Source organism: Parabacteroides goldsteinii, assembly GCF_020091425.1.
Classification (GTDB): Bacteria; Bacteroidota; Bacteroidia; order Bacteroidales; family Tannerellaceae; genus Parabacteroides; species Parabacteroides goldsteinii.
The window spans coordinates 6,398,619-6,423,982 of sequence record NZ_CP081906.1 but is presented as its reverse complement, the minus strand read 5'-3'; the positions used below and the strand labels follow the sequence as shown (position 1 = coordinate 6,423,982).

Here is a 25,364-nt window from a genome sequence, read left to right as displayed (position 1 = left end):
TATATCATGAAATATGTAAGTATTATTATTCTCTTGCTTTCTTCTTTTTTCCTGACGGCACAAACAGTAATCCCTGCACCGGAAACAGTCGTGCAAGGTAACGGAGAATTTCGCACAAAAAACCTACAAGCCGATATCCGCCAGACTACGAATACGGCATTACCTTCTGAAGCATACCGGCTACAGGTAACAGAAAACGGTATCGAAATAGAAGCATCCGGCGATGCGGGTTTCTTTTATGCCCGGCAGACATTAAAGCAATTGACCTCCGATCAGAACGGGACATGGATCATCCCCTGCCTGAAAATAGAAGACAGGCCTCGTGTCGGTTTCAGAAGTTTCCTGCTTGACTCCGGCCGCCAATATCAGAAAGTTTCGACCATAAAGAAATATATCGACATGGCAGCCCTGCTAAAAATGAACTATTTCCACTGGCATCTGACGGAGGGCCTCGGATGGCGCATTGAAATCAAACAATATCCGCGCCTTACCGAAGTGGGCGCTTTTGTCGGCAAAGGCCCGGAACAACAGGGTTTCTATTCACAGGAAGAGATCAAAGAGATTGTCAGATATGCCGCCGAACGTTGTATCACGGTTATCCCGGAAATCGATATGCCGGGACATGCGGAAGCCGCTCTGGTCGCTTACCCGGAACTAGGCTGCTTCGGCGACACCATACAGGTTCCCGAAAACGGCTTTACACAAAATATCTTCTGTGCCGGCAAAACACATACACTGGACTTTCTGAAGAATGTACTCGATGAAGTCTGCGAACTGTTCCCCTCCGAATATATTCATCTGGGAGGTGATGAAGCCCCCAAAGGGAACTGGGATACATGTCCCGATTGCGGGCAATGTATCAAAGAACACGGTTTGAAAGACAGCCACGATCTTCAGCTCTGGTTCTCAGCACAGATGGCCAACTATCTGAAAAACAAAGGAAGAAAAGCAATCTTTTGGGGAGATGTCGTTTATCAGGATGGTTATGCGTTACCTGATAACGTAGTGATCCACTGGTGGAACTGGCGGGGACATAAAGACACCGCATTCAAAGAAGCACTCAAAAGAAATCTTCCCGTTATCTGCGGAACCAATTATTATACCTACCTGAATTTCCCTGTCACTCCCTGGAAAGGATATGAGGCGGCGCGTACATTCGATATCAAAGATGTATATACCGCCAACCCGTCTTATAGAAAAGAAGATTCGCCTCTCTTGTTAGGAATGAGTTGTGCCCTCTGGACCGATTACGGGGTAACAGAAAATATGATCGACCGGAGGCTGTTTCCCCGCATTCTGGCTATCGCCGAACAAATGTGGAGCCGGAGCGAACCGGAGAGTTTCGAACTGTTTTACCAAAAGGTAAAAGACAAAAAAGAATGGTTTGAAAAACAAGGATATATGTTCGGACCAGGATTAAAAAGCGAAGTAACCGACGATTTCAGTTGGGACTAATTAAAGTACAAAAAGATGAAAAAAACGAATTTATTAGTAGGGCTTTTCTGTATTGCAGGTCTGTCTTCCTGCCAGAAAGAAAAGAGCAAACCTAACATTATATATATACTGATGGACGATATGGGTTATGGCGACCTGCAATGTTATGGCCAGCAAAAAATAGAAACCCCGAATATCGACCGCCTGAGAAATAACGGGATCAAACTGACCCAACATTATACAGGATCGCCCGTTTCCGCTCCGGCCCGCTGTGTACTGTTGACCGGATTACATTCCGGACACGCACAGATCAGGGCGAATGATGAAATAGCCTCACGGGGAGCGATCAACAGCCACGACTCGATGTACGTCCATCCAGAACTGGAAGGGCAATATCCGTTAAAATCCGGTACCATGACAATCGGCCGGATGATGCAGAATGCCGGATATACGACTGGTTGTTTCGGAAAATGGGGATTAGGTTATCCCGGTTCGGAAGGTGTCCCCGGCAAACAGGGTTTCGACCAGTTTTACGGATATAACTGCCAGAGGCAGGCACATACCTATTACCCTCCGTTCTTATGGAAAAACGATCAACGCGTATATCTCGATAACAAAATACGGGACCCCCATCTGACCAAACTGGATGAAGGAGCGGATCCGTACGATGAAGCCAGTTACCGGAAATTTACCCAGAATGAATATGCCAACGACCTCATCTTCGACGAAATGATTCATTTTGTCGACCAGAATAAGGAGCAACCGTTCTTCCTGCTTTGGACAACACCTCTTCCGCATGTATCCTTACAGGCCCCGGAACGCTGGGTCAACTATTATGTCGATAAATTCGGAGACGAAGAGCCCTACACCGGTAACAAAGGGTATATGCCATGCCGTTATCCGCATGCAACCTATGCAGCGATGATCAGTTATTTTGACGAACAGGTCGGAAAACTGGTCGACAAATTGAAACAGGAAGGATTGTATGAAAACACCCTGATCATTTTCACTTCGGACAACGGACCGACGTTCAACGGCGGCAGCGACTCCCCCTGGTTCAACAGCGGCGGATTATTCAAATCGGAATACGGATGGGGGAAATGTTTCGTCCACGAAGGAGGAATACGCGTACCGGCTATCGTCTCCTGGCCTGGAAAGATCAAAGCCGGAACAGAATCCGACCATATCTGTGCATTTCAGGATGTAATGCCGACACTGGCAGATATCGTTTCCATCGAATGTCCTCCAACCGACGGGATCAGTTTCCTGCCGGCACTACTCGGAGAAAAAGACAAACAGAAACAGCATGCATATCTTTACTGGGAATATCCTGACCCACAAATAGGGAACAAAGCGATCCGCATGGGGAACTGGAAAGGGATCATTACAGATATCCGCAAAGGAAATACGAGAATGGAGCTGTATGACCTGGAAAACGACATTCAGGAATTACACGATGTAGCAGACAAACACCCGGATATTGTTGAGAAATTTAATCAATTGATGTCGGAATCCAGTACACCACCGGAAAACCTGAAGTTTGCTTTCTAAACTCAAAAGATAGTAGTTTTATACTTTTTTTTCTTTTTAATGGCAAACGATCTTTATCTTTGTATCCACATAAAGAGACAATAAATCTACCTATTAATGGATTTCGCCACCGAAAAGGGATACATAGAGGCAGTCAGCAGGGGCGATGAACAGGCATTCGAGTCATTGTTCCTGCATTATTTTCCACGTATTAAAGGATTCATAAGCGGTATCTTGCAAAACGAGGAAGAAGCGGAAGATATTTCCCAGGATATATTCGTATCCATGTGGCAGAACAGGGATAGATTGAAAGAGATCGAGAATCTGAACGCCTACCTGTATCGTATTGCCAAAAATACGGTATTCCGACATATCGAACGTTCCCTGTTATTCAGGGACTACCAGGAACAACAAACCAACAATGCTTCGTTTACCTCCACAGACAATGACAGCATAGAAGAAGAGTTATATGCCAAAGAACTGGAATTTCTTATTTCTGTCGCCGTTGAAAAGATGCCGCCCCAACGAAAACAAATCTACCGGATGAGCCGTGTGGACGGATTATCCAATGATGAGATTGCAGCACGCATGTCTATCAGTAAACGGACAGTCGAAAATCACCTGACGCTGGCACTGGCAGACATCCGAAAAATAATCGGATTCTTTATTCTTACATTTTTTTAAAAAAAAGTTCATTTTTGACTGTGTGTACTTCCTGTCTCACGTATCATATATACAAAACAGGAAATATATACGCATGTCAAAAGCATCTAAAATACTATATAATCTGGTCAACCATACATTTGATCCGGCACTCCGGACCAAAGTATGGCAATGGCTGGTTCACCCTTCCAATCAGAAAGAAAAAGAAGAGGCTCTTCTTTCCATATGGAACGAATATCCGACAGGAGCAACTCCCGATACTTACCGTTCACTGAATGCAACGAAGAGAAAAATCAACCAGGATAAATCTTCACAGAAACGCTACAGTTTGATACATAAATTGGCAAGAGCCGCCGCCATTTTAATCATTCCTCTATTATCCATTGCCGGATCATATCTGTATATCCGGTACAATACATACGATCCCGAACTGATACAATGTTTCGTTCCGGAAGGAGAAAAACAGGAACTGATACTTCCGGACGGTTCGAAAGTAAATATCAATTCAGGAAGTCTTCTTATCTATCCGAAAGAGTTCAGGGGGAAAACCCGTACACTTTTCCTGACCGGAGAAGCGAATTTCACCGTCAGGAAAGATAAAGAACATCCTTTTATTGTTAGCACCAGTTACCTGAAAGTAGAGGCTCTCGGTACCAAATTCAACGTACAAGCCTATTCTGAAAGCGACAAGATCATTACTACATTGGAAAATGGAGCCGTCAGGGTGGATAAAATAGAAAAAGATGACAACTCGTTCATTTTGTCTCCCAATGAGCAATTGGAATATAACTACAAAACCGGTGTCTTTGAGAAAAAAATCATTGATGCAACCAGCTATTCCGGCTGGATAAAAGGTGAACTAAACTTTATAAATCAGCCTCTCAAAGAAATATTGGCAACCATTCAACGAAAATATGCCGTAGATTTTGTTATAAATCCACGCTTATTCACACCGGATCTATATACCATAAAGTTCCGTCAGTATGAAAGTATCAATACCGTCATGAAAATCCTGACAATGACTGTCAGCGGATTGAGTTACGAAATTGAAGACAACATAATTACTATTCAATCACAAAAAAAGAAAGGAGCTAAATAACAAAAAAAGGGACCGGAAAAAAATCACGACACCTTTTCCGGACCCCCGAAATCAACCAACAGCATTTTAAAATCTTAGGGATCTTAAATTTAGTATTCATTGATTTAATACGCAAAAGTATGAATTTAAACTATCAAAAGAGTAAGAAAGCACTCCTAAATTTTCGTAAAATATTTATCTTAACATCGTTAGCCCTATTCACCAGTACTATAAGCTGGGGGCAAAATCAACGCATTACAATTACCGGAAACAATAATACTATCTTGAAAGTATTTGAAGAGATAGAAAAACAAACCGGCCTAAGTATTGCTTATAATCAGACAAAACTAGATATCAATAGAAAAATATCACAAGATTTTAGTGATAAAATCTTGTCTTCAGTCATGACTGAAGTTTTGAAGGATACCGGTTTTTCTTATAAAATTGAAGATAAACACATTGTAATCGTTCCTGCTCGAGCAGAACAAACCACTCCGGCACAAAATAAAAACAACCCGAAAAAAATATCCGGAGTTGTTTTAGATGCCACCGGATTGCCAATCATCGGTGCCAATGTCATAGTAAAAGGTACCACTACTGGTTCGATAACCAATCTGGACGGCGCTTTCTCTCTGGAAGTTCCTGAAGGAAGTGTTTTACAAATTTCTTATATCGGGTATCTTACAAAAGAAATACCCGTAAAAGGAAATAACACGAATTTTGATATCCAATTAATGGATGACACACAAGCACTTGAAGAGGTGGTTGTCGTAGGATACGGTTCACAAAAGAAAGTAAACGTGATCGGTTCTATTGCTTCTGTTGACAGCAAAGCGCTCGAAGCACGTGCCGTACCTGATGTTTCCAACATGTTGACTGGCCAACTTTCTGGCGTTACAATCACACAAGAAAGCGGAAACCCAGGACAGGATGCCGGAACAATTCGTGTTCGTGGTGTCGGTTCTTTCGGTGCCACCCCCAGCCCGCTGGTATTAGTAGATGGTCTTCCCGGTTCATTAAGTGATTTAACACCTACCGATATAGAACAAATTTCAGTACTGAAAGATGCATCCTCTTCTGCAATTTATGGTTCACGTGCCGCCAATGGAGTTATACTGGTTACAACTAAAAAAGGTAAAGAAGGTAAAGCCCGTATCATTTATAACGGTTCTGTCGGAATGAGCCAGGCAACAGAATTACCGGAATTAGCCCGTTCTTATGAATACGCCGAGTATTATAACATGGCCATAGGAAAAGAAACATATACTCCGGAAATGATTCAGAAATATCGCGATGGTTCCGACCCGGACAATTATGCCAACGAAATGTATCTGGAAGATTTATTGGGTGGTCACGCATTGCAAACCAAACATGAATTGAGTGCCAGTGGCGGTACGGAAAAAATACAATACATGGCATCTTTAGGTTATTTACACCAGGACGGTTTACTGGACAATAACTACTACAATCGTTATAACGCCCGCGTAAACCTGAATGCCGAACTGGCTAAAAACTTAAAATTAAGTGTGCGCTTAAGTGGTATGGCTTCCGATCGTCACGAACCTTCAACACCGGGTTCAATGGATGGCGGCGGATATAAAAGTATTATTTCCAACGCTGTACGTTTCCCTGGTTTAACACCAAGTTACCTCTCGACCGGAGAAGTCGGCTTAGGCCCTAAATTAATGGGTACACCGGTATCATGGGTTGATTGCGCCTCTTTCTATCGCGAAGATTATGATAAATTCAAATCGAATGCCGAACTCTCTTATCAACCTATCAAGGGATTGACTTTAAAAGTTATCGGCGGTTACAATTATACATTGAACCATACCCGTAATTATCGTTGCGACATGGAACTTGCCGGTGGAAAAAGTACTGGCCCTTCCAGCTTGACAGACGAGATGAAACGTACTGTTTACAAGACATTCCAGGCTATTGCCGATTACAACACGACCATCGCAGGAAAACACAACCTGGCTGCATTAGTTGGTTATACATGGGAAGACGAAGGCCAGCAGACTTTATCCGGCAGTCGTAATAATTTTCCATCAGATGATGTTCCTTATCTGGGCGCCGGCGGAGCAGACGGACAAACAAACGGTGGTGGCGGTTACGAATGGGCTATCCAATCAGTATTCGGCCGTTTAACTTACAACTTCGACCAACGTTATTTGTTCGAAACGACCATGCGTTACGACGGTTCTTCTCGTTTCCCAACAGATAGTAAATACGGTTTCTTCCCGTCTGTAGCCGGGGGATGGCGTGTTTCTGAAGAACAGTTCTGGAAGGAAAACGAAAACTTGTCTTTTGTCGACAATTTGAAACTCAAAGCATCTATCGGCGTATTGGGTAACAACAATATTGGTAACTACCCGTACCAATCTGTTTACACATTGGGACAAGCACAAAATTATGTATTTGGTGGTGTATATACACAGGGAGCAGCAGTAACTACTTATGTAGACCCGACACTTAAATGGGAACGTACCCGTACAACCGACTTCGGTATCGAAACGGCTCTTTTTAACAATAAATTAACATTCAACGCCTCATACTTCTATCGTAAAACAACAGACATCTTATACAAACCGTCCGCCAGTTATTCTTCAATCTTCGGTCTGAGTGTTTCTCAGGTAAATACCGGTGAGGTAGAAAACAAAGGTTGGGAATTTGAAATAGGACATCAAAACAGACTTGGAGATTTTAGTTATCATATCAATGGTAATTTCTCCATTATCAACAACAAAGTATTGACACTCGGTATGGGGAACGTTACTCAGAACAACGGTATGGTCGGTAACGGTAGTGATTTGTTTATCGACTATCCAATGCAAATGTTTTACGGCTATAAGACAGACGGCGTATTCCTGACTGACGACGAAGTAAGCGAATGGTATGACCAAAGCACAATAGCCAAAGGCTCCAAAGCCGGAGATATCCGCTATGTAGATACGGATGGTGATGGAAAAGTAACCACCGACGATAAAGTTTATTTGGGCTCACGCATTCCTAAATATACATTCGGTTTAAGCCTGGGTGCAGAATACAAAGGTTTCGATTTCAGTATGCTTCTCCAAGGTGTTGCCAAAGTAAAAGGTATGTTATCTGTTTATGCAGGTCATGCATTCTATCAGGAAGGTAACATCCAGAAATGGCAGATGGAAGGATGTTGGAACGTTCAACAAGACAATCGCTATCCGGCATATCCACGCCTGGAAGTAATGTCGAACGCCGGTAGTAACAATACGCTGACTTCCGATTTTTGGGTAATAGATGCTTCATATCTGAAAGTACGTAATATCCAATTAGGTTATACTTTGCCGAACAGACTTTGCCAGAAGTTCGGTTCAAGCGGCCTAAGATTTTACGTATCTTTAGACAACCCTCTAACCTTCAAAGGTTATCGCAAAGGTTGGGATCCTGAAAATACCAGCAACAACGCTCAGTACTATCCTACCATGTCTACTTATACTCTTGGTCTAACATTAAAATTCTAGAATCTTATGAAAAGATTAAAATATATCGCCTATACAGCTTTATGCGCATCGTTATTCTTATCTTCATGCGACCTGGAACGTTATCCGCTAACAGATTTATCGGAAGAAAATTTTTGGGATGCTGAAAAGAACGGTTCATTGGCTTTAACTAGCTTATACAGGGGCAATATCACCAACGGGTTGGAATATTCCGTATCCGACTTCTGGTCGTATCATGGTCTCCTGTTCACAGAACATCTTACAGACAACGGATTTGACCGTCGCGGAGAAAACAATCCATTTTTCAAAATCTCCAGCGGGCAGCTACAGAATGACAACAGCTTCATTTCCGGATACTGGAGTTCGGCTTACAAACGTATCGGTATGTGCAACCGTTTCCTTGCCGGAATTGAAAGTGCAACCGAGTCAGAATCAAAAACACGTATGATTGCCGAAGCTCGTTTTCTGCGTGCCACACAGTATCATTACCTGGCTAGTTATTTCAAAGATGTTCCTTTAGTTACAACCGTTCTCACCGGTGAAGAATCAAACAACGTCACGAAAGAGACGCAAGCTAATATTTTAAACTGGTGTGCCACAGAATTTAAAGAAGCGGCCAATGATCTGCCTCGTTTCAGTGAAATAAAATCATCAGAAACCGGACGTGCATGCAAACAGGCTTCACTGGCATTCTTGGGAAGAACCTATATGTTAATGAAAGAATGGGCTAAAGGAGCTGAAACATATAAAGAGATTATCGACCTGGGAGATAATGACCTTCACAGTAAATACTCAGAATTGTTCTATCCCGGAACCGGCGTAGGCAATAAAGAGAATATCTATTATATTGCTTATCTGGAGAACTATTTCGGTTGTGGTTTGCCACAACACGGATTGTCAGCCAAAGACGGAGGTTGGAGTTTATCGAATCCTACCGCCGGTTTGTTCGAATCATATGCTTTCACCGACGGAACACCTTTCAGTTATGATGATCCACGTTTCAATCCGGATAATTTAGGTGAAAATCGTGACCCGCGTTTGGATTACACCATTTACTATAACGGTTCTACATTCATGGGAAGCGAATACCGTATGCATCCAGACTACGATGCATCAAAGAAAGAGCGTGTAGACTATTCCTCGGAAGCGTCCAAAACCGGATTTATGTGGCGTAAATATTACGATGAAAATCCGATCAATGATTTACAAAGTTATAGTGCTGTTACCCCGATCATCCGTTATGCAGAAGTACTGTTAAGTTATCTGGAATGTATGATTGAAAGCGGACAATCTATCAATCAAAACGTACTGGATGCAACAATCAACAAAGTACGCGGACGATCCGACGTCAAAATGCCTGGGACAACAGAAACCAATCCGGATAAATTGCGTAAAATCGTCCGCAATGAACGTCGCATCGAGTTGGCTTACGAAGGTATCCGTTTTTGGGATATTATGCGCTGGAATATTGCACACGAAGTATTGGTTGGTGAGATATGGGGTGCACCTTATCCTGGCTCTACAACCTATGCGGCTTCTACTAAATTCGTAGATCCGACAGGCCACTACCGTTGGTATGCAGGCCGTCGTGACTTCCGTAGTCCACAGGATTACACATGGCCTATACCATTATCCGAACAAAACATCAATCCGAACTTAAGATAAATAGGTTAATTAGGAAGGGAGGGATATCGGTTATTTATATTCCGGTATCCCTTTTTCTTTTTAAAGTAGACAATATCCGTTAAAAATACAGCGTACAGCAAGGCGGATATAGAAAAAATGCAGACCTTTAGTTCCTAAACAAAAATATCATAAACTTATATATACTTTAAATATTATGAAATCAAACGTATTGATCGGTCTCGGACTGGGAGCTTTCTTATTCTCCCCTTCCACCTCTCATGCCCAAAAGGCGAAAGAGGCAAAGACCCCGAATGTCATTTTTATCTATGCCGACGACCTCGGTTATGGTGACCTGGAATGCTATGGAGCAACCCGCGTACAAACGCCAAATGTAAACAAACTGGCAGACAGTGGTATCCGCTTTACCAACACACATGCAACAGCGGCCACCAGTACCCCATCCCGTTATTCCCTGCTTACCGGAGAATATGCCTGGCGCAGACCCGGTACAGACATCGCTGCCGGTAATGCCGGAATGATTATCCGCCCGGAACGCTATACCATTGCCGATATGTTCAAAAATGCAGGCTATACAACAGCTGCCCTGGGTAAATGGCATCTGGGACTGGGCGACAAGACTGCCGAACAGGACTGGAACGCTCCTCTGCCTGCCGCATTAGGTGATTTAGGATTCGACTATTCCTATATCATGGCAGCGACAGCCGACCGTGTTCCCTGTGTATTCATCGAAAACGGAAAAGTGGCCAACTACGACCCGTCCGCTCCTATCGAAGTAAGTTATCAGAAACCTTTCGAAGGCGAACCTTTAGGAAAAGATCATCCGGAACTTCTATATAACCTGAAACACAGCCACGGCCATGATATGGCTATCGTAAACGGTATCGGACGTATCGGTTATATGAAAGGCGGCGGCAAGGCTTTATGGAAAGATGAAAACCTGGCAGATTCCATCACGACACATGCCCTCGATTTCATCAAAGCAAACAAAGATAAACCCTTCTTCATGTATTTCGCGACAAACGACGTACATGTTCCCCGCTTCCCGCACGACCGCTTCAGAGGCAAGAACCCGATGGGATTGAGAGGCGACGCTATCGTGCAGTTTGACTGGAGTGTCGGACAAATCCTCGACGAACTCGACAGGCTGGGACTGAGAGAAAACACCTTGATCATCCTTTCCAGCGACAACGGTCCTGTTGTGGATGACGGTTATGCAGATCAGGCAGAAGAACTGCTGGGCGATCATAAGCCGGGCGGTCCGTTACGCGGCGGTAAATACAGTGCATTTGAAGCCGGAACCCGTATCCCTGCTATTGCAAGCTGGCCGAAAGAAATAAAAAAAGGCCAAGTCTCTGACGCATTAATGTCGCAGGTTGACTGGTTCGCTTCACTGGCAGCACTGACAGGTTCCGTCCTTCCCAAGGGAGCAGCCCCCGACAGTTACAATTATCTGGGCACTTTGCTGGGAACAGACAATGCCGACCGTCCCTGGGTGATCGAACAGGCATCCGACCATACGTTGTCTGTCCGCACAAAAGACTGGAAATACATTGAAACCAGCAACGGACCGAAAATAGTTCCCTGGGGACCGAAGATCGAGACCGGTTATTCCAAAACTCCTCAACTGTACGATATGACACAGGTAGGCGAACAGGAAAACCTCGCCGAAAAACGTCCGGAAGTCGTTTATCAGTTACAGGAAATTCTGAAAGGTGTACGTAACAATACAGTCAAACCTAAATAATCAGATTTTATCTGTTTAGACTATAAATCAATGGTCCGAAGCGAAAGTTCCGGGCCATTTTTATGTTTTTACCTTTTTTTATCAGGGAATAGGCATTATCTTTGTGGCAATTTGGCAGAAAATAAAAGGATAATGCTGGGACTTATTAGTAAAGGAATTGTGATAGGCGTACTTGTATCAGCCCCTATGGGCCCGATAGGTATGTTGTGTATACAAAGAACATTGAACAAAGGACGTTGGCACGGTTTCGTTACCGGCCTGGGAGCAGCCTTATCGGATGTCATCTATGCGGCACTGACCTGCCTGGGAATGGGAGTTGTCGTCAACTTCGTGGAAGCCAACCAGGCACCGCTCCAACTAATGGGCAGTATCGTTCTCGGTCTTTTCGGTTACTACATATATCAATCCAATCCTGTAAAAAACTTAAAAAAGCAACGTGAAAAAAAGTTATCGTTCACACAGGATTTTATTACAGCTTTTCTTCTTACCTTTAGCAACGTATTAATCGTGCTGCTATATATAGGACTGTTTGCGCGTTTTGGATTTGTGTTGCCGGATCATTCCGTCTGGATGTTGGTGGGAGGAATAATATGCATAGGAATAGGTGCCGTCCTTTGGTGGTTCGGCATCACATATATAGTTGCGAAATTAAAAAAGTGGTTTAATGTACGGGGAATATGGTTATTGAATCGGATTGTAGGGACAGTCATCATTATATTGGCTATTGTAGGGGTATTATCGGTACTCCTCACCTCATATTTCCATTTGCCGTTGCTCCAAATCTATAATTAACATGAAGAAGCTTAAAGTACCTTATTTAGTAACGCTGGATGTGCTGGATTTATCATCAGTCGGTTTTCTGTTGGAAAACAAAGCCCAGCGAGAGTATATCGATGTCATCAATTGGGAAGAATACCCTTATAAACCAATTGTCGCTTTCGATATTGCGCGAACGGATGAAAATCTTTATATCCGTTATTTCGTAAAAGGGAATTCATTAAAGGCTGTTCACAGCTCAGACGGTTCCCCGGTTTATACAGATAGTTGTGTCGAGTTTTTCATGAAAACGGTCGATGATCACAACTACATGAATTTCGAGTTCAATTGTATCGGAACCTGTGATGCTGCCCGCCGCCAGTCGCGTGATATCAAAAGATCGCTAAACACCGATGAATACACTTCTATCCGTCGGTATTCATCCATAGAGAACAAACCTTTTTCAGAAAAGACAGGTGTATTCTCCTGGGAGTTGGTCGTATCTATCCCCTTCAGGCTCATGGGACTCGATCCGGAAAACCTGCCGGAAAAAATCCTGGGCAATTTCTACAAATGTGCGGACGATACAGAATATCCCCACTTTGTCAGCTGGAACCCGATAGACCTCCCAAGCCCTGACTTCCACCGTCCGGAGTTTTTCGGAGAGATTTATTTATAAAATATCAACTATTCCCGGAGAGTATATCCCGGGAATAGTTCAATTACCTAATCCTCCTGATATGCCTTTTACCACTCTATTGATTGACGATGAACCGGCTGCACATTACGCATTGAAAGAGTTGCTCAAAAATCATGCTGATACAATTCAAATTGCGGGAGAAGCCTTTTCCGGCAAAGAAGCTATTTCGTTATGTGAGAAACTAAAACCGGAACTTCTCTTTCTGGATATCAGAATGCCGGATATGAATGGCTTCGAGGTGCTGGAACAGCTATCTTCTCAACCCTACGTTATCTTTTCCACCGCTTATGATCAATATGCTATTCAGGCTTTTAATGAAAATTCGATCGACTATCTGTTAAAGCCTATAGAAGAAAAACGTTTCGAACAATGTATTCATAAACTAAAGCGATTAAACCTGAAATCGCCAGCTATCAATTATACAGAATTAAATCAGCTGTTCGCCCAACTTCAAAAAAGCCAAAAGAAAGCAAGCGCCATTCCTATTCATGTTCAATCTAAAATCATATTGGTCCGCTGTTCCGATATTACATTTTGTAAATCGGCAGACGGTTACGTTTCTTTGTTTACAGACGAAGGTAAAGAGTATATCCGACCTCAACCTGAGTCAATTGGAAGAACGTCTTCCGAGCTCGTTCCTACGTGTCCAAAAGTCATATATCGTTAATAAAGAGAAGATAGAAGAGATACATAAATATTTCAATAATCGGCTCATTCTGGTTATGAGTGATAGACCCCATACCCATATAACCACCGGAACCAGCTATATAACAGTGATCCGGGAAGAGCTCGATTTATAGTTACAGTCCGATAATACAGGTTTGCCTTTCATTTTTTCAGGTTCAAAGAATTTCACTTTCAGAACATCTTCTAACCTGCTAGATTTGCCTTACTATTAATTAAATGAATGAAACAATGAAAAGACTTTATTACATTTTATTCTGTCTTCTGTTTTTCTGCCAACTAAGAGGACAACAGGCAACTCTCATCATCATTCCGGAAAAGGAAAACAAAGAAATCAGCTATCAATTTTCAGATAGCGAACATCTTCCTTTTTATACATTATTTCAAACGAAACAGGCAGAACCTGATGGGGTCTTCCATATCAGTTTACCCGTACAACAACCAGTAGTCCTCAATCTTCTGACAGAAGATCGTTTATCTTTTCGTGTCTATCTGACAAAAGACAGCCACGATACAATCCGGATCCGAAATAACCAACCCTTCTTTTCCGGGACCAATACCATTTATAATCAATGCTTGCAAGAAATACAAAAAACAGAAGAGTATTGCCACAGCATTTCCTATTCCAAGCATCATGAACTTCACGCGGTCGATTCACTGAAAGAATTTACACAGATTGTCAATAACAAACAGGCCGAATTAATAACTTTCCTTAAAGGTCAAAACGTATCTTCCGATTTTATTCATAATCAGAGTCATATTATAAATTGCATGTTTACACATTTGTTTTATAAAAAGATATTGAACCTCTACAACAATCGAAAAATAACCGACGAATGGCTTAAAGAAATAAAAAAACAACTTTCGTTTGACTTCCAAGAAGAGGCAAACCTTTGCTATTCGGAATATGAACGAATGCTATATATGAACACAACCATTAATTACTTCATTATTGAAAAACATTCCCCACAGGATATAGACAGGGACAAGATCAATACATTTCTTTTGAATGAATATAAAAAGAAGAGAACAGGGAAATACCTGGAATATGCCTGGGCCTGTTTAATCTATAATGACATTTTTCAACGTGATTTCAGTGAAGACATACCTTCCCTTTACGATCGGTTCTGTTCCGAGTTTCCACAAAGCGAGTTCATCGGCATATTATCTCCTGAAATAGAGAAAATCAGACAATTTCATCATATACCGGAAACTTCCAACAATATAACCATTCTTCCCACAGATACCATACTAAAAAATCTGGAAGAAGCCGTACATCCTTTCATAGGAAAAATCATCTATATCGATTTATGGGGAACTTGGTGCGGCCCTTGCCAGAAAATGTTTGCATATAGTAAGGCATTAAAAAATGCAACTAAAGAAATGGACATTATCTATTTATATATTTCACTGGACCGTCCGGAAAATCGGGATAAATGGAAGAAAATGGTTTATTATTACAAACTGGAGGGATACCACTTACAGGCAGGAATCACATTGGCCAAGTCTCTCTATGCATCACTGGGAAATAAAGGGATGTTAGCCATTCCACAATTTATAATCATCGGGAAAGATGGAAAAATAGCGATAGAAAAAGCTGCCGCCCCCGATAATCTGGAAAAAGTCGTTGAACAATTAAAACAAGTAAGCAATGAATAACGGACATACAATGAATTATTATATAGAAGGAGTAATATTTATAATAACAATCGCTATTATCACGTATCCCTTTCTATCTTTCATTCTCAAAAAAGTCATCTCTAACAAATGGCTTAACAGACTCAGTTTTATACTGATTTCATTAGGTGGCCAGGTGATATACCTGGAAAAATACAATGACCCTATTAGCATAAAACTAGTCATTTCACTCTTTTTCTCTTACATTCTTTTTCATCTTATTGCAGACCAACTATACCGGCTCAATAAAGAATGGAGGATAATTCTTGAAACTTTACTTACCGGAGGTTTACTCATGGGTACATTAACCATTGTAGCCTTGGCCGGAAATTATCAAATCACTAAAATCATTACAGAAAGATTTCCTGACGGAAGTTATAGCTTTATTCCCGGTCATTTTGATGAGATGCTGGAAACAACAGTGATCTTTTCCATTATATTAATTGCTTCCAGGTACTTCTATACTTACCTACTGGAAAAAGCAGAAGAAAAGAAACAACGTAAGATAAAAGAAACTATCCTGGAAAAAGAGCTGATCCATGCTCAACTGGAAGCTCTTCATGCTAAAATTAATCCTCATTTCTTATACAATTCTCTCAATACGATTGCCGGACTCGCCCTCGTCGATGGAGAAAAAACCAGACAAATGGCATTGGCCCTCTCTCGTTTTTTCAGATACAGCATTAATAAGGAGCAAACAAATTTAATCTGTGTTTCAGAAGAGATCGAAATGATAAACACGTATCTGGATATAGAGAAAATACGTTTCGGGAACCAACTAGATTATAAAATAGAATGCGATACAGAATGTGAAAAAGAACTTATTCCCAGAATGTTACTTCAGCCACTTGTAGAAAACAGCATTAAGCATGGTTGGAATGTAGATTTGAATTCTATTCTTATACGGATTGTCATTAGAAAAGATAACAACCGGCTCATTATCTCAGTAAAAGATTCCGGAGCCCCTTTCAAGCCAGGCTTCATTCCCGGATATGGATTACAAAGCATCTATGATAAATTAGAACTTCTTTTCCCGAACAAGCATGATCTGTCAATCATTTCCCATCCGGAAAAAGAAGTCCGCATTATGATCAAGGTAACATCTCCGTCAAAATCTTAGTCACCTCTTCTGCCGAAGGATGGATTGCCAAAATCTTTCCATCCTTATCTACCAGATAGGTGCAGCCGCCACTGTTGCCGGCACCGTACATTTCCCAGATATTTCCTTTATCGTTCAGTTCGACTAAGTTCAACCAGGGGTATTTGTCCTGTTCGATTGCCTTTTTCATGGCATCCGTGTTATTATTTTCACGGGCAATACCAACTACGGTGAATCCTTTGTCTTTAAATGCTTCATAAATAGGGATCATGCTGGAGGATAAACGCCGGCACGGTCCGCACCAGGAAGCCCATAAGTCGATTAAAGCTACTTTCCCTTTTATCTGATCCGAAAGTTTTACCATATTCCCTTCAAGGTCCGGGGCAGAAAAGTCAATGTAAGAACCTCCAACCTTTACATTCAAACTCGCAATGATACGCTCCATATCCGTGATATAAGGATGGGAAGAGAATTTTTCTTTATACTTGTTTTCAAATATCTCCTGATAGACGGAAACATCTTCCTCACCCGGACTATAGCGGGCCATCATAATAGCGCGGTCAAGCATCTGTTTCAAAATACATAAGCCGTTCAATGTCGGTTCTTTTTGCATATAATCGAGTTTCCATTGCCGAATGCCCTCAAAATATTCTTTATACTTCTTATTCAGCGCAATGCCTTCTTCCGAGAACTCTTTTCCGGCTTTGTTCAAACGGTCATATTCCGGATAAAGCGTTCTCCGTTCTTCGTCCGTTTTCGCAGCAGATATACGTTTCTTTAAATCATACATTTCTTTTGAATAATAGCGTTCCTCCTGGCCCAGGGCATCCCGGTCCTTTTCCAATTGGTTCACAGGATACAATTTCTCCATTTCCTCCTGCATACGGATTTCTTCTTTATTCAAAGCGGATTCCGTTTGTAAGATACTATGCGGACGGTGTTCCATCGGATAGAGAGTGAAATGTAAAGTCCCTTTCTCGGAGATAAAATAGGTCGGACGCCAGGCACCGTTCAAGTGCTCTTCCCAGAAAACCAGTTCGTAGGTCTCGTTTTCATTCGCAGTCAACGTATAACTGAATTTACCATCCCTGACAGGGATAGAAATAAACGGGGTAGTACGCATATCTTTTCCGGCACGTATCAATGTCAGGCGGGAACTTTCAGGGCGGTTTATTACTTCTCCTTCCAGTACACATTCAAAAGTACCGGGTTGAGCAGGCTGCTTTTTCAAATGTATGCCTTCGATATGGAAATCACCTTTTTCCGATCCTTCGATAAAACTGATGGCTTCTTCATTCTCATCTACCGGCTCAAAGAATAACGTAGCCGGAGAATTGCCGGATTCAGGCATATAAATCTCCTTATCCAGTTCAAAATCGGACGATTTCAGTAATTTGTATTTCTTTCCCGAAGTAACACCTTCCAGATAGGCACCCGAAGAAAGGCGAACCCAATAATTCGGACGGTTGTACATTTCTGCATAGAGAATCGTTGCCGTATCTGTCAGCTCCACCCGATAAACTTCCATAATTGTTGTATTTTTATTATCAATAACCGGATAATCGATAACACGGCTTTGCTTTGTACAAGCGACACTGAGGCAAATCATCAGAAAAAGTAATAGTTTCATTTTCATAATCAGTCAAATCAAAGGATTAATAATTTATCAAAAGTAAGTAATATGCCACAATAAACAAAAAAATAAGGATGGAAGTATACCCCCACCCTTATCTAACACACAACTCCCCAGATTATTTATTTTTATCTTTCGATAACTTCAATTCAATAACAAAAGCGACAATCAGTCCGATCCCACCAAATAACAGGACAGATGCACCATATACCGTACTGATCAATTCGCGCCGTCCCCAATTATCAATATCAAAATCTGTAAGCGACACAGAGATAATAAATCCGACCAGCAACCCCAATCCGATTCCTGCCAGCAAACACCCGGTTTTCAATGAACTAAAAGAGAAATTAGTAGCCAGACGTGGTAAACCGATCTTCACATCGAAAGCGGAAGGCTCCAGTTTATCCCCAATCTTCTCAATAATAGCCAAACGTTCTTTTTTACGTACAAACAATTCAAACAAGCCGTAAATACCGGCACAAACTATTCCGACAATCAGCGGAACCATTATAAAATCCATCATAGCAGTAAATATTAAATGTTATTATTAATTCGTTTATAAGTTTGACGCAGCTTCTTAGAAAAGGTTACAGGTTTCATTATATCTTCCATAAAAAATCGCTTGAAAATGGAGAAATCACATTTTTATGTAATACGTATATAATCATCAAATAGGCTACGACAGTATGTTTGATGACATGATAAATAAAATAAGAGATGGATTATCATAGGTTGAAATATTATTAATATGTATATTTGCATTCGAAAAGGCTTTTGAATTGAAGTCTTGTGTTGCGTGTGATATTTGTGCGTCTAAATGAAAATCGGCTAAATTTTCTTAAGAACGAATGCACAAAGAAAGCCCTCGCAACCCTTTACCGAATATACCTGTTATCTATGCTGCTGTTGTAGTATGGATATACTATTGTATACAGATAAAGGGGGGCGTGCGGCTGACTTTTATTCGTTGTTGGGTCTTAGCCGAACCTTCATTTAGATAAAAGTTCAGTCCGCCGCCCTTTCTTTTTTTATGAAAGGACCACTCTACTCTTATAACGCCATCCAGCACCCGCATATTTTAAGGACAAATATGTTTTATTTATAACCCTACTAGTATGGCTGCACGTATTACTATTGAACAAGCCGCCCAGCTGACCGGTTTCCCGGCAGAAGAGATTCGAAAATGGGCCGATTCCAGAAAGATAAACTCTTATTCGTTTAAAGGCGGTGAACCCTTAGTCGATGTCGGAAACTTGAATCGCTTCATTTCCTGTATCGAACATCTGGGAATACAAAAACTCTATCTGCAATTGATCATCCAGGACAAAGAGGAAGAGGCCAACGAAATCATCGCCCGCTACGACGATTATCTTTTCAGCCTGCGCACTGCCACCACGATCTCTCCCCTGCTTAAAGTAATAATTGCCGAACTATCCTCTTTTATTGAAGACAAAAAAGCACGTTATATATTCGACGAAATAACGGGAGGCGCAAAGATACAGGACGTTGCCGAGCGTTGCGGAATGACGTACGACGGTATGTGTCAGCGGTATAAAACCATCGTATCCCACCTGGAATCAGATACCCGCTTTATGCTTGAATATCAGAAGACAATAACCAACCAGGCACTGGAGATAGAACGCCTGGAACTAGAAAACAGAAATTTGGAGTATGAACTGAACCGGTTGTATAAAAAGGGCCTTAAAGCGGGTTTGCAGTTTACTATCTCCAAATCATTAATCCATGTCCCTTTGGATGCAGCCCGGCGCCTTAATAAACCACTTACAGACCTGACCCTCTCTCCCTATATCCGTAAAGTGCTCGAAGAACTACATATAGAAACAATGGAAGATCTGTTGCGCTATATGGAAACAACCGGCCTCGATTCCCTGCTGGACATTCATGGATTTGGGATAATGGGTCTGGAGCAACTCAAATTCCAGTTGGAGAAACACCGGATACTGGATAAGAACGGCTATTCAGACCTCTACCAATATCTCGTAAGCGATCCGGATATGGACCGGTTCGACTCGGATGCTTATGAACACAGCCATTAAAAAGATGAAAAGCGTTTTTCATAACTATCATAAATATAAAAGAACTATCATACTATCATATTTTTATATAATATACCTATAATCAATATGTTATCCTATGATAGTTCCTGTTTTCAACTATCATTTACCTATCACGCAACTATCATAGTTTTATCCTGAACCCCAATATATGCTTCTTATTTTACTGAAGTATATGACTTATTTTCAGGGAAGTAGTTACTTATGTTGTTCGAGACCCGGGTGTCGACAATGTTGAGACCCGGGTCTGGGCATAGTCAACATCCGGGTGTAAAACAGGCTGAGAAGGGCATCTTGAGAACAAAAAGTATGTATTCCTGTGAAATTAGTCTATATATTTTGGCAAAACATATAGAAGGGAAAGCGATATATAAGTGCAATTATATCCTATTTATAAAGCCTTTTTTAGGTCCTAAACAAGGTCTGTTTAGTTAAAATATAGTCCAAATGATGGTTTTATGACAGTATTATGATAGTTGAAAACGGCAACTATCATAGAGTAATATTCTGATTATTTGCACATTACACAAAAATATGATAGTATGACAGTACATTTGATGAAACATTCAAACCAGACAGAACCCTGATACAACAAATCAGCAAAGCACTCCGATGATTCGGGACTTTGCTGATTCAATATCATGTGAATAGATTACAATCCGTTTATCTCTTCAACAGACAGGCCGGTGCACTGAGCAATTGTCTCAATATTAACTCCCTGATTTTTAAAATTGGCAGCAATTTGACGTTGTCCTTCGGCTATCCCTTCAGCTTTTCCTTCAGCTATCCCTTCAAGCTTGCCTTTTTTCAGTCCTTTCACCTCTGCTTCCTCTACCGCATATTCCAGCGTATTGCGCCAGTCACGGTAAATCTTCAGGTTCTCATCGTAAACTGCCCGTTCGTGAGGAGTCATTGCATTCAGGTTTGCTACGTCGAGCAGGCGTTTGAAAGCATCGTTTTTCTCCTTAAACGGAGACATATCAAATAAATTCATATTCTTCAATATATAAACCATATTTTCAAGAGGCGTTTTGCATTCCTCTTCTCTTAGATTGAACAGATCGAACGACAGATAAATCTGTTTCAGTTTGACCTCGCCTAAAGTTTTACCTGTCGCCTCATTGGCCAGCACCACATCGGTGCGCCAACTCTGAAATTCAGGCAGACTAAAGTTCAACAGGTAGATGCCATATACCGGAAGCAAGCTATACTTCCAGTCAGCTCCGCTCTCTCCCTGACGGGAGATCATTCGACAAATGTAATAAAATCCGCGGTTAAAGAAATAATGTTGGGGACAATTCTGCATTTCAAGCACAAATTTACTCCCGTCCGCATCTTCACAAAGGAGATCGAAAATCACCGTGCGTTGCTCTATTACTTCGGGTTGGATTTCTTTATCGAGATAGGTCAGGTCTTTCACCTGGCGTTCGCCCTCGAGCGTGGCGTTGATAAAGTCGATTGCTACTTGCTTTTCACCGAATACGGTTTTAAAAGCCTTGTCGAGCATGATGTTCACATACTTTTCCATAAGTCAATAGTTTTAGTTGTTTATCACCTGAAACAGGTAACGGGACAAATGTAAGCAATATTTTATTTAATCCAACTGGAGAAAAAGATTATTTGAGTCATATGTAGAAAATAATGAGCTATCTACAGTGTCTTTTAAACAAGGCTCGCCTTGTGCCGTAGGCTTTCTTTTGCCGTCAGTTTCAACTGACGGTTTTAAATACAGGAGGCAAAGCCTCTTCCTTTGTGGGATTTATCCCCTTTCATAATACTTGGAAAAGGGGTTGAAACCCACAGAGGAATCCGGTAAAACCGGAAAGATTATCTATCCGTCAGTTGAAACTGACGGCAAAAGAGAGCCTGCGGCATGGGGCAAAGCCCCATTAATGAGGCACAAATAGTTCAATTCTGACAAATACTGAAACAAAAATCAACAAACAAATATATGGAATTCTCTATTCGTATCACAGCCGTGATACAAAAGAAACTCAATTGTGAAACAAACGGAATCCATCTGTGAAACAAAAGGAATGCAACTGTGATATGCATTACTTTGTATCCCAATATAAACCCTCCTTTCTTTGTAATACTTTATACTGAACGTATCTTTTTCACATTTTTCAGTTGTAAGTTGTAACCAAATTGCCGAACTTGCGTCCATAAGGTAGGATGGAGTTGTATAGCGACGCATATTACATAGAAAGGATACAAGCGGGAGATACAGGATGCTTTGCCTGTCTGCTCGATAGATACAGTCGTCCGGTTCATTCGTTAATCCTTAGAATGGTACATAGCAAGGAAGATGCGGAAGAACTGGCACAAGATGTATTTATGAAGGTCTTTCGTAAGTTGTCGTCTTTCAAGGGCGATTGTAGTTTCTCCACCTGGATTTACCGGATTGCCTATAACACGGCTATTTCGGAATTGCGCAGGAAAAGACAAGAGTTTGTCGCCATTGAGGAATCGCAGATCAGCAATGTGTCGGAAGAAGAGGTCAGCGAGATGTTGGGACGTACATCGGCGACCGAACAACTCGATAAGCTGGAAGCAGCCCTCGAACTGCTTCCGCCGGATGAGAGGGCGCTGATCCTGCTCTTTTACATGAAAGAGAAAACGGTGGAGGAACTGACCGTGATAACCGGTCTCGGAACATCGAACATCAAAGTGAAATTACACCGTATACGGAAAAAGTTATTTGTATTAATTAAAGGAATGGAGGAAAATTAAATATGGACAGCAACCAAAAACAACCTGATATACTGGAAAACTTGTTCAGGCAAATGCCGGAAGAAGAGTTGCCTGTATCCTTCCGTCTGAATGTGATGCAGCAGATTGCTAAAGAAACCGTCAAGGTTAAAAAACGGAACGAGTGGTTCGGGCTGGCTGCTGTCATTGCAGCTTCGCTGGGAATGCTGGGAATGGCTGTCGCTTTCCTCTTCTACATGGATTTCCCGCAAATAATCTGGCCCAACAAAATAGAATGGCCCCAAATAGATCTTCCTATCTTCAGCTTTTATTTTTATATCGGAATACTAACGTTGATCCTCCTGTTCCTTGATTATAAACTGAGGAAGGTATTTCACAAGGATGAGTAAAGATGAAGCGGGCGCCATTCTCATAGGTGGGGTCAATGGAGAGAGCCCCGCCTAAACGGTCCGCGATCAGTGTACAGATAGATAGTCCCAGGCCCGCCCCCGACTTATAATCATCCAGCTTTTCAAAACGGCGGAACACAGCCGCCTGCTTTTCTTTCGGGATGCCGCAACCGGTATCGGTCACAGCGATATGCACCTGTTTGCCATCTTCATCGACTTTGTAGGACAGGTTGATCTCTCCCTCCTGTGTAAACTTGCCCGAGTTTGTAAGCAAATTAGTCAGGATTTGTTGCAGGCGCAATTTATCGGTATGAAGCGTAACCGGGATACTATCCGGGGTAAAGGTCAGTTCCACTCCCTCCGGGATCCTGTGGCAAACACTATCCAGAGCGCTCTGGCAACATTCGGTCAATGAGTAATCGGCGAATTTGAAGTTCAGGTCGCCAGTCTCCATACGGGACAGGTCGAGCACGTCGTTGACCAGGTTCAACAGTTGCTCGGTGTTATTATGGATAACAACAGCATACTCTTCACGCTCCTCCTGATCAGTCGAGTCGTCGACCAACAGATCGGAAAAACCGACAATTGCATTCAAGGGCGTACGTATCTCATGGCTCATATTGGCAATAAAGGTACTTTTCATACGGCTGGCTTCCTCTGCTTTCACCTTTTCAGATTTCAGACTGTTTTCAGACTCCAACAGTGAATGTTTCTCCAACAGCAGTTCGTTCTTCAGCCGGCGGGCACGCTGATAATAGCAAAACAACACATATGAGAGGTATAACAGGACGAGAAAAACGGCGGATAAGAAAATAATCAGATGTTGTTTCTCTGCCATACGTTCATTATTTAATTGCATCTCATGTTCCTGCGCTTCTTTATTCCTCAGTTCATGCAAGGCACGGAGCTGGTTAACCTGGCGAAAGAAAGTTTCCTTATTTTGCTGTAAACTTATGTCATTCAATTCGTCGTACAAAACCAGAGCTTCAGCCAACCGCCCCTGCTCTTCCAGTATGTCCGCTTTAAACTGCAGATCGCCAGGAATACGTTCCGTTTTAAATATTTCATCCATCAGTTGCAGAGCCCGGGTAGTATTCCCCGTTTTCCTGTAATAATGAGCCAGAGTTGCCAGATAAGTATTTTCGGCATAATCGCCTTCAACCACGATATTTCCGGCATATTTCCCGGCTTTCGCCAGCATCCGCCTTGCTTCTGCCAGCATATTCTCACGGATATACAAGTCTGCAAATAAAGAATAAAGTAACCAATATTCCCTCTTGACATTGACAAAGGTTTCCATCCGGCTCGTCATTGCAGCCATGGAGTCGACAGCTGCTTCATAACGTTCAAATATGCCTATGGCCCGTTCAAAAGGAATCTCCCTGGAAGCACATTCTGCCTGGTACGCTGTCATTCGCATACGGGTTTCCGTTCTCTTTGCTTCAGTGCAATCCATATTCTCCAGCATCTCGAGACCTTCCTGAAAAACATCCACCGCATCATTACAACGATTCATTCGCCTGTAGATCAACCCCAGACTCTCGGTACACCTGACCAGACCATAGAGATGTTTAATGTCACTTGCCAGACGATACTCGTTTAAAGCTTCATTCAAAGCCTGTTCATATTCGCCGCTCCAAAGCAGGTCCTGGCAGGAATAACTTTTCACATCGAACAGGGCGTTAGGATATTCGTTCCGGCTTTTACTGATCGAATCGACCTTCCTTCCCCAATACAAGATACTATCCCGTTGCCCGTATTCATTATAATAATGGCGCGACAGATTGAGCAGGGCGAAATAAACGGCGGGGATCGAATCGATCCGGCAAGCCTCTTCGTAACACCGTTCAAGCCATCCGATCTCGGCAGGTGTCTGGTTAGTCAGATCCGCCAGGCTGGTCAACAACGGTATCGTTACATGAGGGTCGACCGATGCGGCCACAAGCGACTTCAGGCTATCGATCTTATGCGATATCAGCAGAGAATCAGGTTGTGCCGGCAAAGAATAGTGTGAGATTACACACAGCAGGAATGTAACCAGGAAGCATTTGTTCATATATATAT

20 protein-coding genes are annotated in these 25,364 nt (G+C 42.1%); 16 read left to right on the top strand and 4 right to left on the bottom strand.

Annotated elements, in window-relative coordinates; translation table 11 throughout:
- Nucleotides 1-6: 6 nt before the first annotated feature.
- The 13 genes from K6V26_RS26345 to K6V26_RS26285 all read left to right on the top strand — a co-directional run bounded on the left by K6V26_RS26345 (nucleotide 7) and on the right by K6V26_RS26285 (nucleotide 16,512).
- Nucleotides 7-1,455, top strand: coding sequence for a beta-N-acetylhexosaminidase (locus K6V26_RS26345; protein WP_224264274.1), 1,449 nt, complete (start codon nucleotides 7-9; stop codon nucleotides 1,453-1,455).
- Between the two features lie 15 nt (nucleotides 1,456-1,470).
- Nucleotides 1,471-2,985, top strand: coding sequence for an arylsulfatase (locus K6V26_RS26340; RefSeq protein ID WP_129699106.1), 1,515 nt, complete (start codon nucleotides 1,471-1,473; stop codon nucleotides 2,983-2,985).
- Between the two features lie 96 nt (nucleotides 2,986-3,081).
- Complete coding sequence (locus K6V26_RS26335) at nucleotides 3,082-3,648, top strand: RNA polymerase sigma-70 factor (protein WP_129699105.1); 567 nt, start codon at nucleotides 3,082-3,084, stop codon at nucleotides 3,646-3,648.
- Nucleotides 3,649-3,721: 73 nt separating this feature from the next.
- Entirely contained in the window at nucleotides 3,722-4,726 is a 1,005-nt protein-coding gene (locus K6V26_RS26330) for a FecR family protein (protein ID WP_224264273.1), read from the top strand.
- Between the two features lie 119 nt (nucleotides 4,727-4,845).
- Entirely contained in the window at nucleotides 4,846-8,205 is a 3,360-nt protein-coding gene (locus K6V26_RS26325) for a TonB-dependent receptor (protein WP_224264272.1), read from the top strand.
- Between the two features lie 6 nt (nucleotides 8,206-8,211).
- Nucleotides 8,212-9,849 carry a RagB/SusD family nutrient uptake outer membrane protein gene (locus K6V26_RS26320; RefSeq protein WP_010800703.1) on the top strand — a complete coding sequence of 546 codons (1,638 nt, stop codon included), beginning with the start codon at nucleotides 8,212-8,214 and terminating at the stop codon, nucleotides 9,847-9,849.
- Between the two features lie 175 nt (nucleotides 9,850-10,024).
- Nucleotides 10,025-11,575: a sulfatase family protein gene (locus tag K6V26_RS26315; RefSeq protein WP_009859782.1), complete on the top strand. Its 1,551-nt coding sequence runs from the start codon at nucleotides 10,025-10,027 to the stop codon at nucleotides 11,573-11,575.
- 132 nt (nucleotides 11,576-11,707) lie between these two features.
- Entirely contained in the window at nucleotides 11,708-12,367 is a 660-nt protein-coding gene (locus K6V26_RS26310; RefSeq protein ID WP_009859783.1) for a LysE family translocator, read from the top strand.
- A 1-nt stretch (nucleotide 12,368) separates the two neighbouring features.
- Nucleotides 12,369-13,010: a carbohydrate-binding family 9-like protein gene (locus K6V26_RS26305; protein ID WP_010800704.1), complete on the top strand. Its 642-nt coding sequence runs from the start codon at nucleotides 12,369-12,371 to the stop codon at nucleotides 13,008-13,010.
- 61 nt (nucleotides 13,011-13,071) lie between these two features.
- Nucleotides 13,072-13,698: a LytR/AlgR family response regulator transcription factor gene (locus tag K6V26_RS26300; RefSeq protein WP_224264271.1), complete on the top strand. Its 627-nt coding sequence runs from the start codon at nucleotides 13,072-13,074 to the stop codon at nucleotides 13,696-13,698.
- Nucleotides 13,619-13,831, top strand: coding sequence for a LytTR family DNA-binding domain-containing protein (locus K6V26_RS28755; RefSeq protein ID WP_224265883.1), 213 nt, complete (start codon nucleotides 13,619-13,621; stop codon nucleotides 13,829-13,831). The genes K6V26_RS26300 and K6V26_RS28755 overlap by 80 nt, the downstream gene beginning before the upstream one ends.
- A 115-nt stretch (nucleotides 13,832-13,946) precedes the next feature.
- Nucleotides 13,947-15,374, top strand: coding sequence for a TlpA family protein disulfide reductase (locus K6V26_RS26290; RefSeq protein ID WP_224264270.1), 1,428 nt, complete (start codon nucleotides 13,947-13,949; stop codon nucleotides 15,372-15,374).
- A gap of 10 nt (nucleotides 15,375-15,384) precedes the next feature.
- Nucleotides 15,385-16,512 (top strand): sensor histidine kinase, encoded by a 1,128-nt coding sequence (locus K6V26_RS26285; protein WP_224264269.1) that lies wholly within the window; start codon nucleotides 15,385-15,387, stop codon nucleotides 16,510-16,512.
- Here the strand turns inward: K6V26_RS26285 and K6V26_RS26280 are convergent.
- Together K6V26_RS26280 and K6V26_RS26275 are read right to left on the bottom strand one after the other, a co-directional pair.
- The gene (locus K6V26_RS26280) at nucleotides 16,484-18,127 is read right to left on the bottom strand and encodes a peroxiredoxin family protein (protein WP_224264268.1); all 1,644 of its coding nucleotides are present in this window, start codon (nucleotides 18,125-18,127) and stop codon (nucleotides 16,484-16,486) included. The genes K6V26_RS26285 and K6V26_RS26280 overlap by 29 nt on opposite strands.
- A gap of 115 nt (nucleotides 18,128-18,242) precedes the next feature.
- Nucleotides 18,243-18,647: a DUF6249 domain-containing protein gene (locus K6V26_RS26275; RefSeq protein ID WP_046146218.1), complete on the bottom strand. Its 405-nt coding sequence runs from the start codon at nucleotides 18,645-18,647 to the stop codon at nucleotides 18,243-18,245.
- 592 nt (nucleotides 18,648-19,239) lie between these two features.
- Here K6V26_RS26275 and K6V26_RS26270 point away from each other — a divergent pair.
- A complete protein-coding gene (locus K6V26_RS26270; protein WP_007656874.1) occupies nucleotides 19,240-20,181 on the top strand; it encodes a hypothetical protein in 942 nt (313 codons plus the stop codon).
- A 670-nt stretch (nucleotides 20,182-20,851) separates the two neighbouring features.
- Here K6V26_RS26270 and K6V26_RS26265 read toward each other — a convergent pair.
- Nucleotides 20,852-21,727, bottom strand: a complete 876-nt coding sequence (locus K6V26_RS26265) for an Rpn family recombination-promoting nuclease/putative transposase (RefSeq protein WP_224264267.1) — start codon at nucleotides 21,725-21,727, stop codon at nucleotides 20,852-20,854.
- A 647-nt stretch (nucleotides 21,728-22,374) separates the two neighbouring features.
- Between K6V26_RS26265 and K6V26_RS26260 the strand changes: the two genes are divergently transcribed.
- Together K6V26_RS26260 and K6V26_RS26255 are read left to right on the top strand one after the other, a co-directional pair.
- Nucleotides 22,375-22,932, top strand: coding sequence for an RNA polymerase sigma factor (locus K6V26_RS26260; RefSeq protein WP_046146215.1), 558 nt, complete (start codon nucleotides 22,375-22,377; stop codon nucleotides 22,930-22,932).
- Between the two features lie 2 nt (nucleotides 22,933-22,934).
- The gene (locus K6V26_RS26255) at nucleotides 22,935-23,300 is read left to right on the top strand and encodes a hypothetical protein (RefSeq protein WP_224264266.1); all 366 of its coding nucleotides are present in this window, start codon (nucleotides 22,935-22,937) and stop codon (nucleotides 23,298-23,300) included.
- Here the strand turns inward: K6V26_RS26255 and K6V26_RS26250 are convergent.
- On the bottom strand, nucleotides 23,212-25,356 hold the full coding sequence (locus tag K6V26_RS26250) for a tetratricopeptide repeat-containing sensor histidine kinase (protein WP_224264265.1): 2,145 nt from the start codon (nucleotides 25,354-25,356) through the stop codon (nucleotides 23,212-23,214). The two genes, K6V26_RS26255 and K6V26_RS26250, sit on opposite strands and share 89 nt — an antisense overlap.
- Nucleotides 25,357-25,364: the final 8 nt, after the last annotated feature.

Excerpts from the sequence above, each read along its gene's own strand:
- K6V26_RS26345 (WP_224264274.1), top strand. The coding sequence starts at position 7 with ATGAAATATGTAAGTATTATTATTCTCTTGCTTTCTTCTTTTTTCCTG.
- K6V26_RS26340 (WP_129699106.1), top strand. The coding sequence starts at position 1,471 with ATGAAAAAAACGAATTTATTAGTAGGGCTTTTCTGTATTGCAGGTCTG.
- K6V26_RS26335 (WP_129699105.1), top strand. The coding sequence starts at position 3,082 with ATGGATTTCGCCACCGAAAAGGGATACATAGAGGCAGTCAGCAGGGGC.
- K6V26_RS26330 (WP_224264273.1), top strand. The coding sequence starts at position 3,722 with ATGTCAAAAGCATCTAAAATACTATATAATCTGGTCAACCATACATTT.
- K6V26_RS26325 (WP_224264272.1), top strand. The coding sequence starts at position 4,846 with ATGAATTTAAACTATCAAAAGAGTAAGAAAGCACTCCTAAATTTTCGT.
- K6V26_RS26320 (WP_010800703.1), top strand. The coding sequence starts at position 8,212 with ATGAAAAGATTAAAATATATCGCCTATACAGCTTTATGCGCATCGTTA.
- K6V26_RS26315 (WP_009859782.1), top strand. The coding sequence starts at position 10,025 with ATGAAATCAAACGTATTGATCGGTCTCGGACTGGGAGCTTTCTTATTC.
- K6V26_RS26310 (WP_009859783.1), top strand. The coding sequence starts at position 11,708 with ATGCTGGGACTTATTAGTAAAGGAATTGTGATAGGCGTACTTGTATCA.
- K6V26_RS26305 (WP_010800704.1), top strand. The coding sequence starts at position 12,369 with ATGAAGAAGCTTAAAGTACCTTATTTAGTAACGCTGGATGTGCTGGAT.
- K6V26_RS26300 (WP_224264271.1), top strand. The coding sequence starts at position 13,072 with ATGCCTTTTACCACTCTATTGATTGACGATGAACCGGCTGCACATTAC.
- K6V26_RS26290 (WP_224264270.1), top strand. The coding sequence starts at position 13,947 with ATGAAAAGACTTTATTACATTTTATTCTGTCTTCTGTTTTTCTGCCAA.
- K6V26_RS26285 (WP_224264269.1), top strand. The coding sequence starts at position 15,385 with ATGAATTATTATATAGAAGGAGTAATATTTATAATAACAATCGCTATT.
- K6V26_RS26280 (WP_224264268.1), bottom strand. The coding sequence starts at position 18,127 with ATGAAAATGAAACTATTACTTTTTCTGATGATTTGCCTCAGTGTCGCT.
- K6V26_RS26275 (WP_046146218.1), bottom strand. The coding sequence starts at position 18,647 with ATGATGGATTTTATAATGGTTCCGCTGATTGTCGGAATAGTTTGTGCC.
- K6V26_RS26270 (WP_007656874.1), top strand. The coding sequence starts at position 19,240 with ATGGCTGCACGTATTACTATTGAACAAGCCGCCCAGCTGACCGGTTTC.
- K6V26_RS26265 (WP_224264267.1), bottom strand. The coding sequence starts at position 21,727 with ATGGAAAAGTATGTGAACATCATGCTCGACAAGGCTTTTAAAACCGTA.
- K6V26_RS26260 (WP_046146215.1), top strand. The coding sequence starts at position 22,375 with ATGGAGTTGTATAGCGACGCATATTACATAGAAAGGATACAAGCGGGA.
- K6V26_RS26255 (WP_224264266.1), top strand. The coding sequence starts at position 22,935 with ATGGACAGCAACCAAAAACAACCTGATATACTGGAAAACTTGTTCAGG.
- K6V26_RS26250 (WP_224264265.1), bottom strand. The coding sequence starts at position 25,356 with ATGAACAAATGCTTCCTGGTTACATTCCTGCTGTGTGTAATCTCACAC.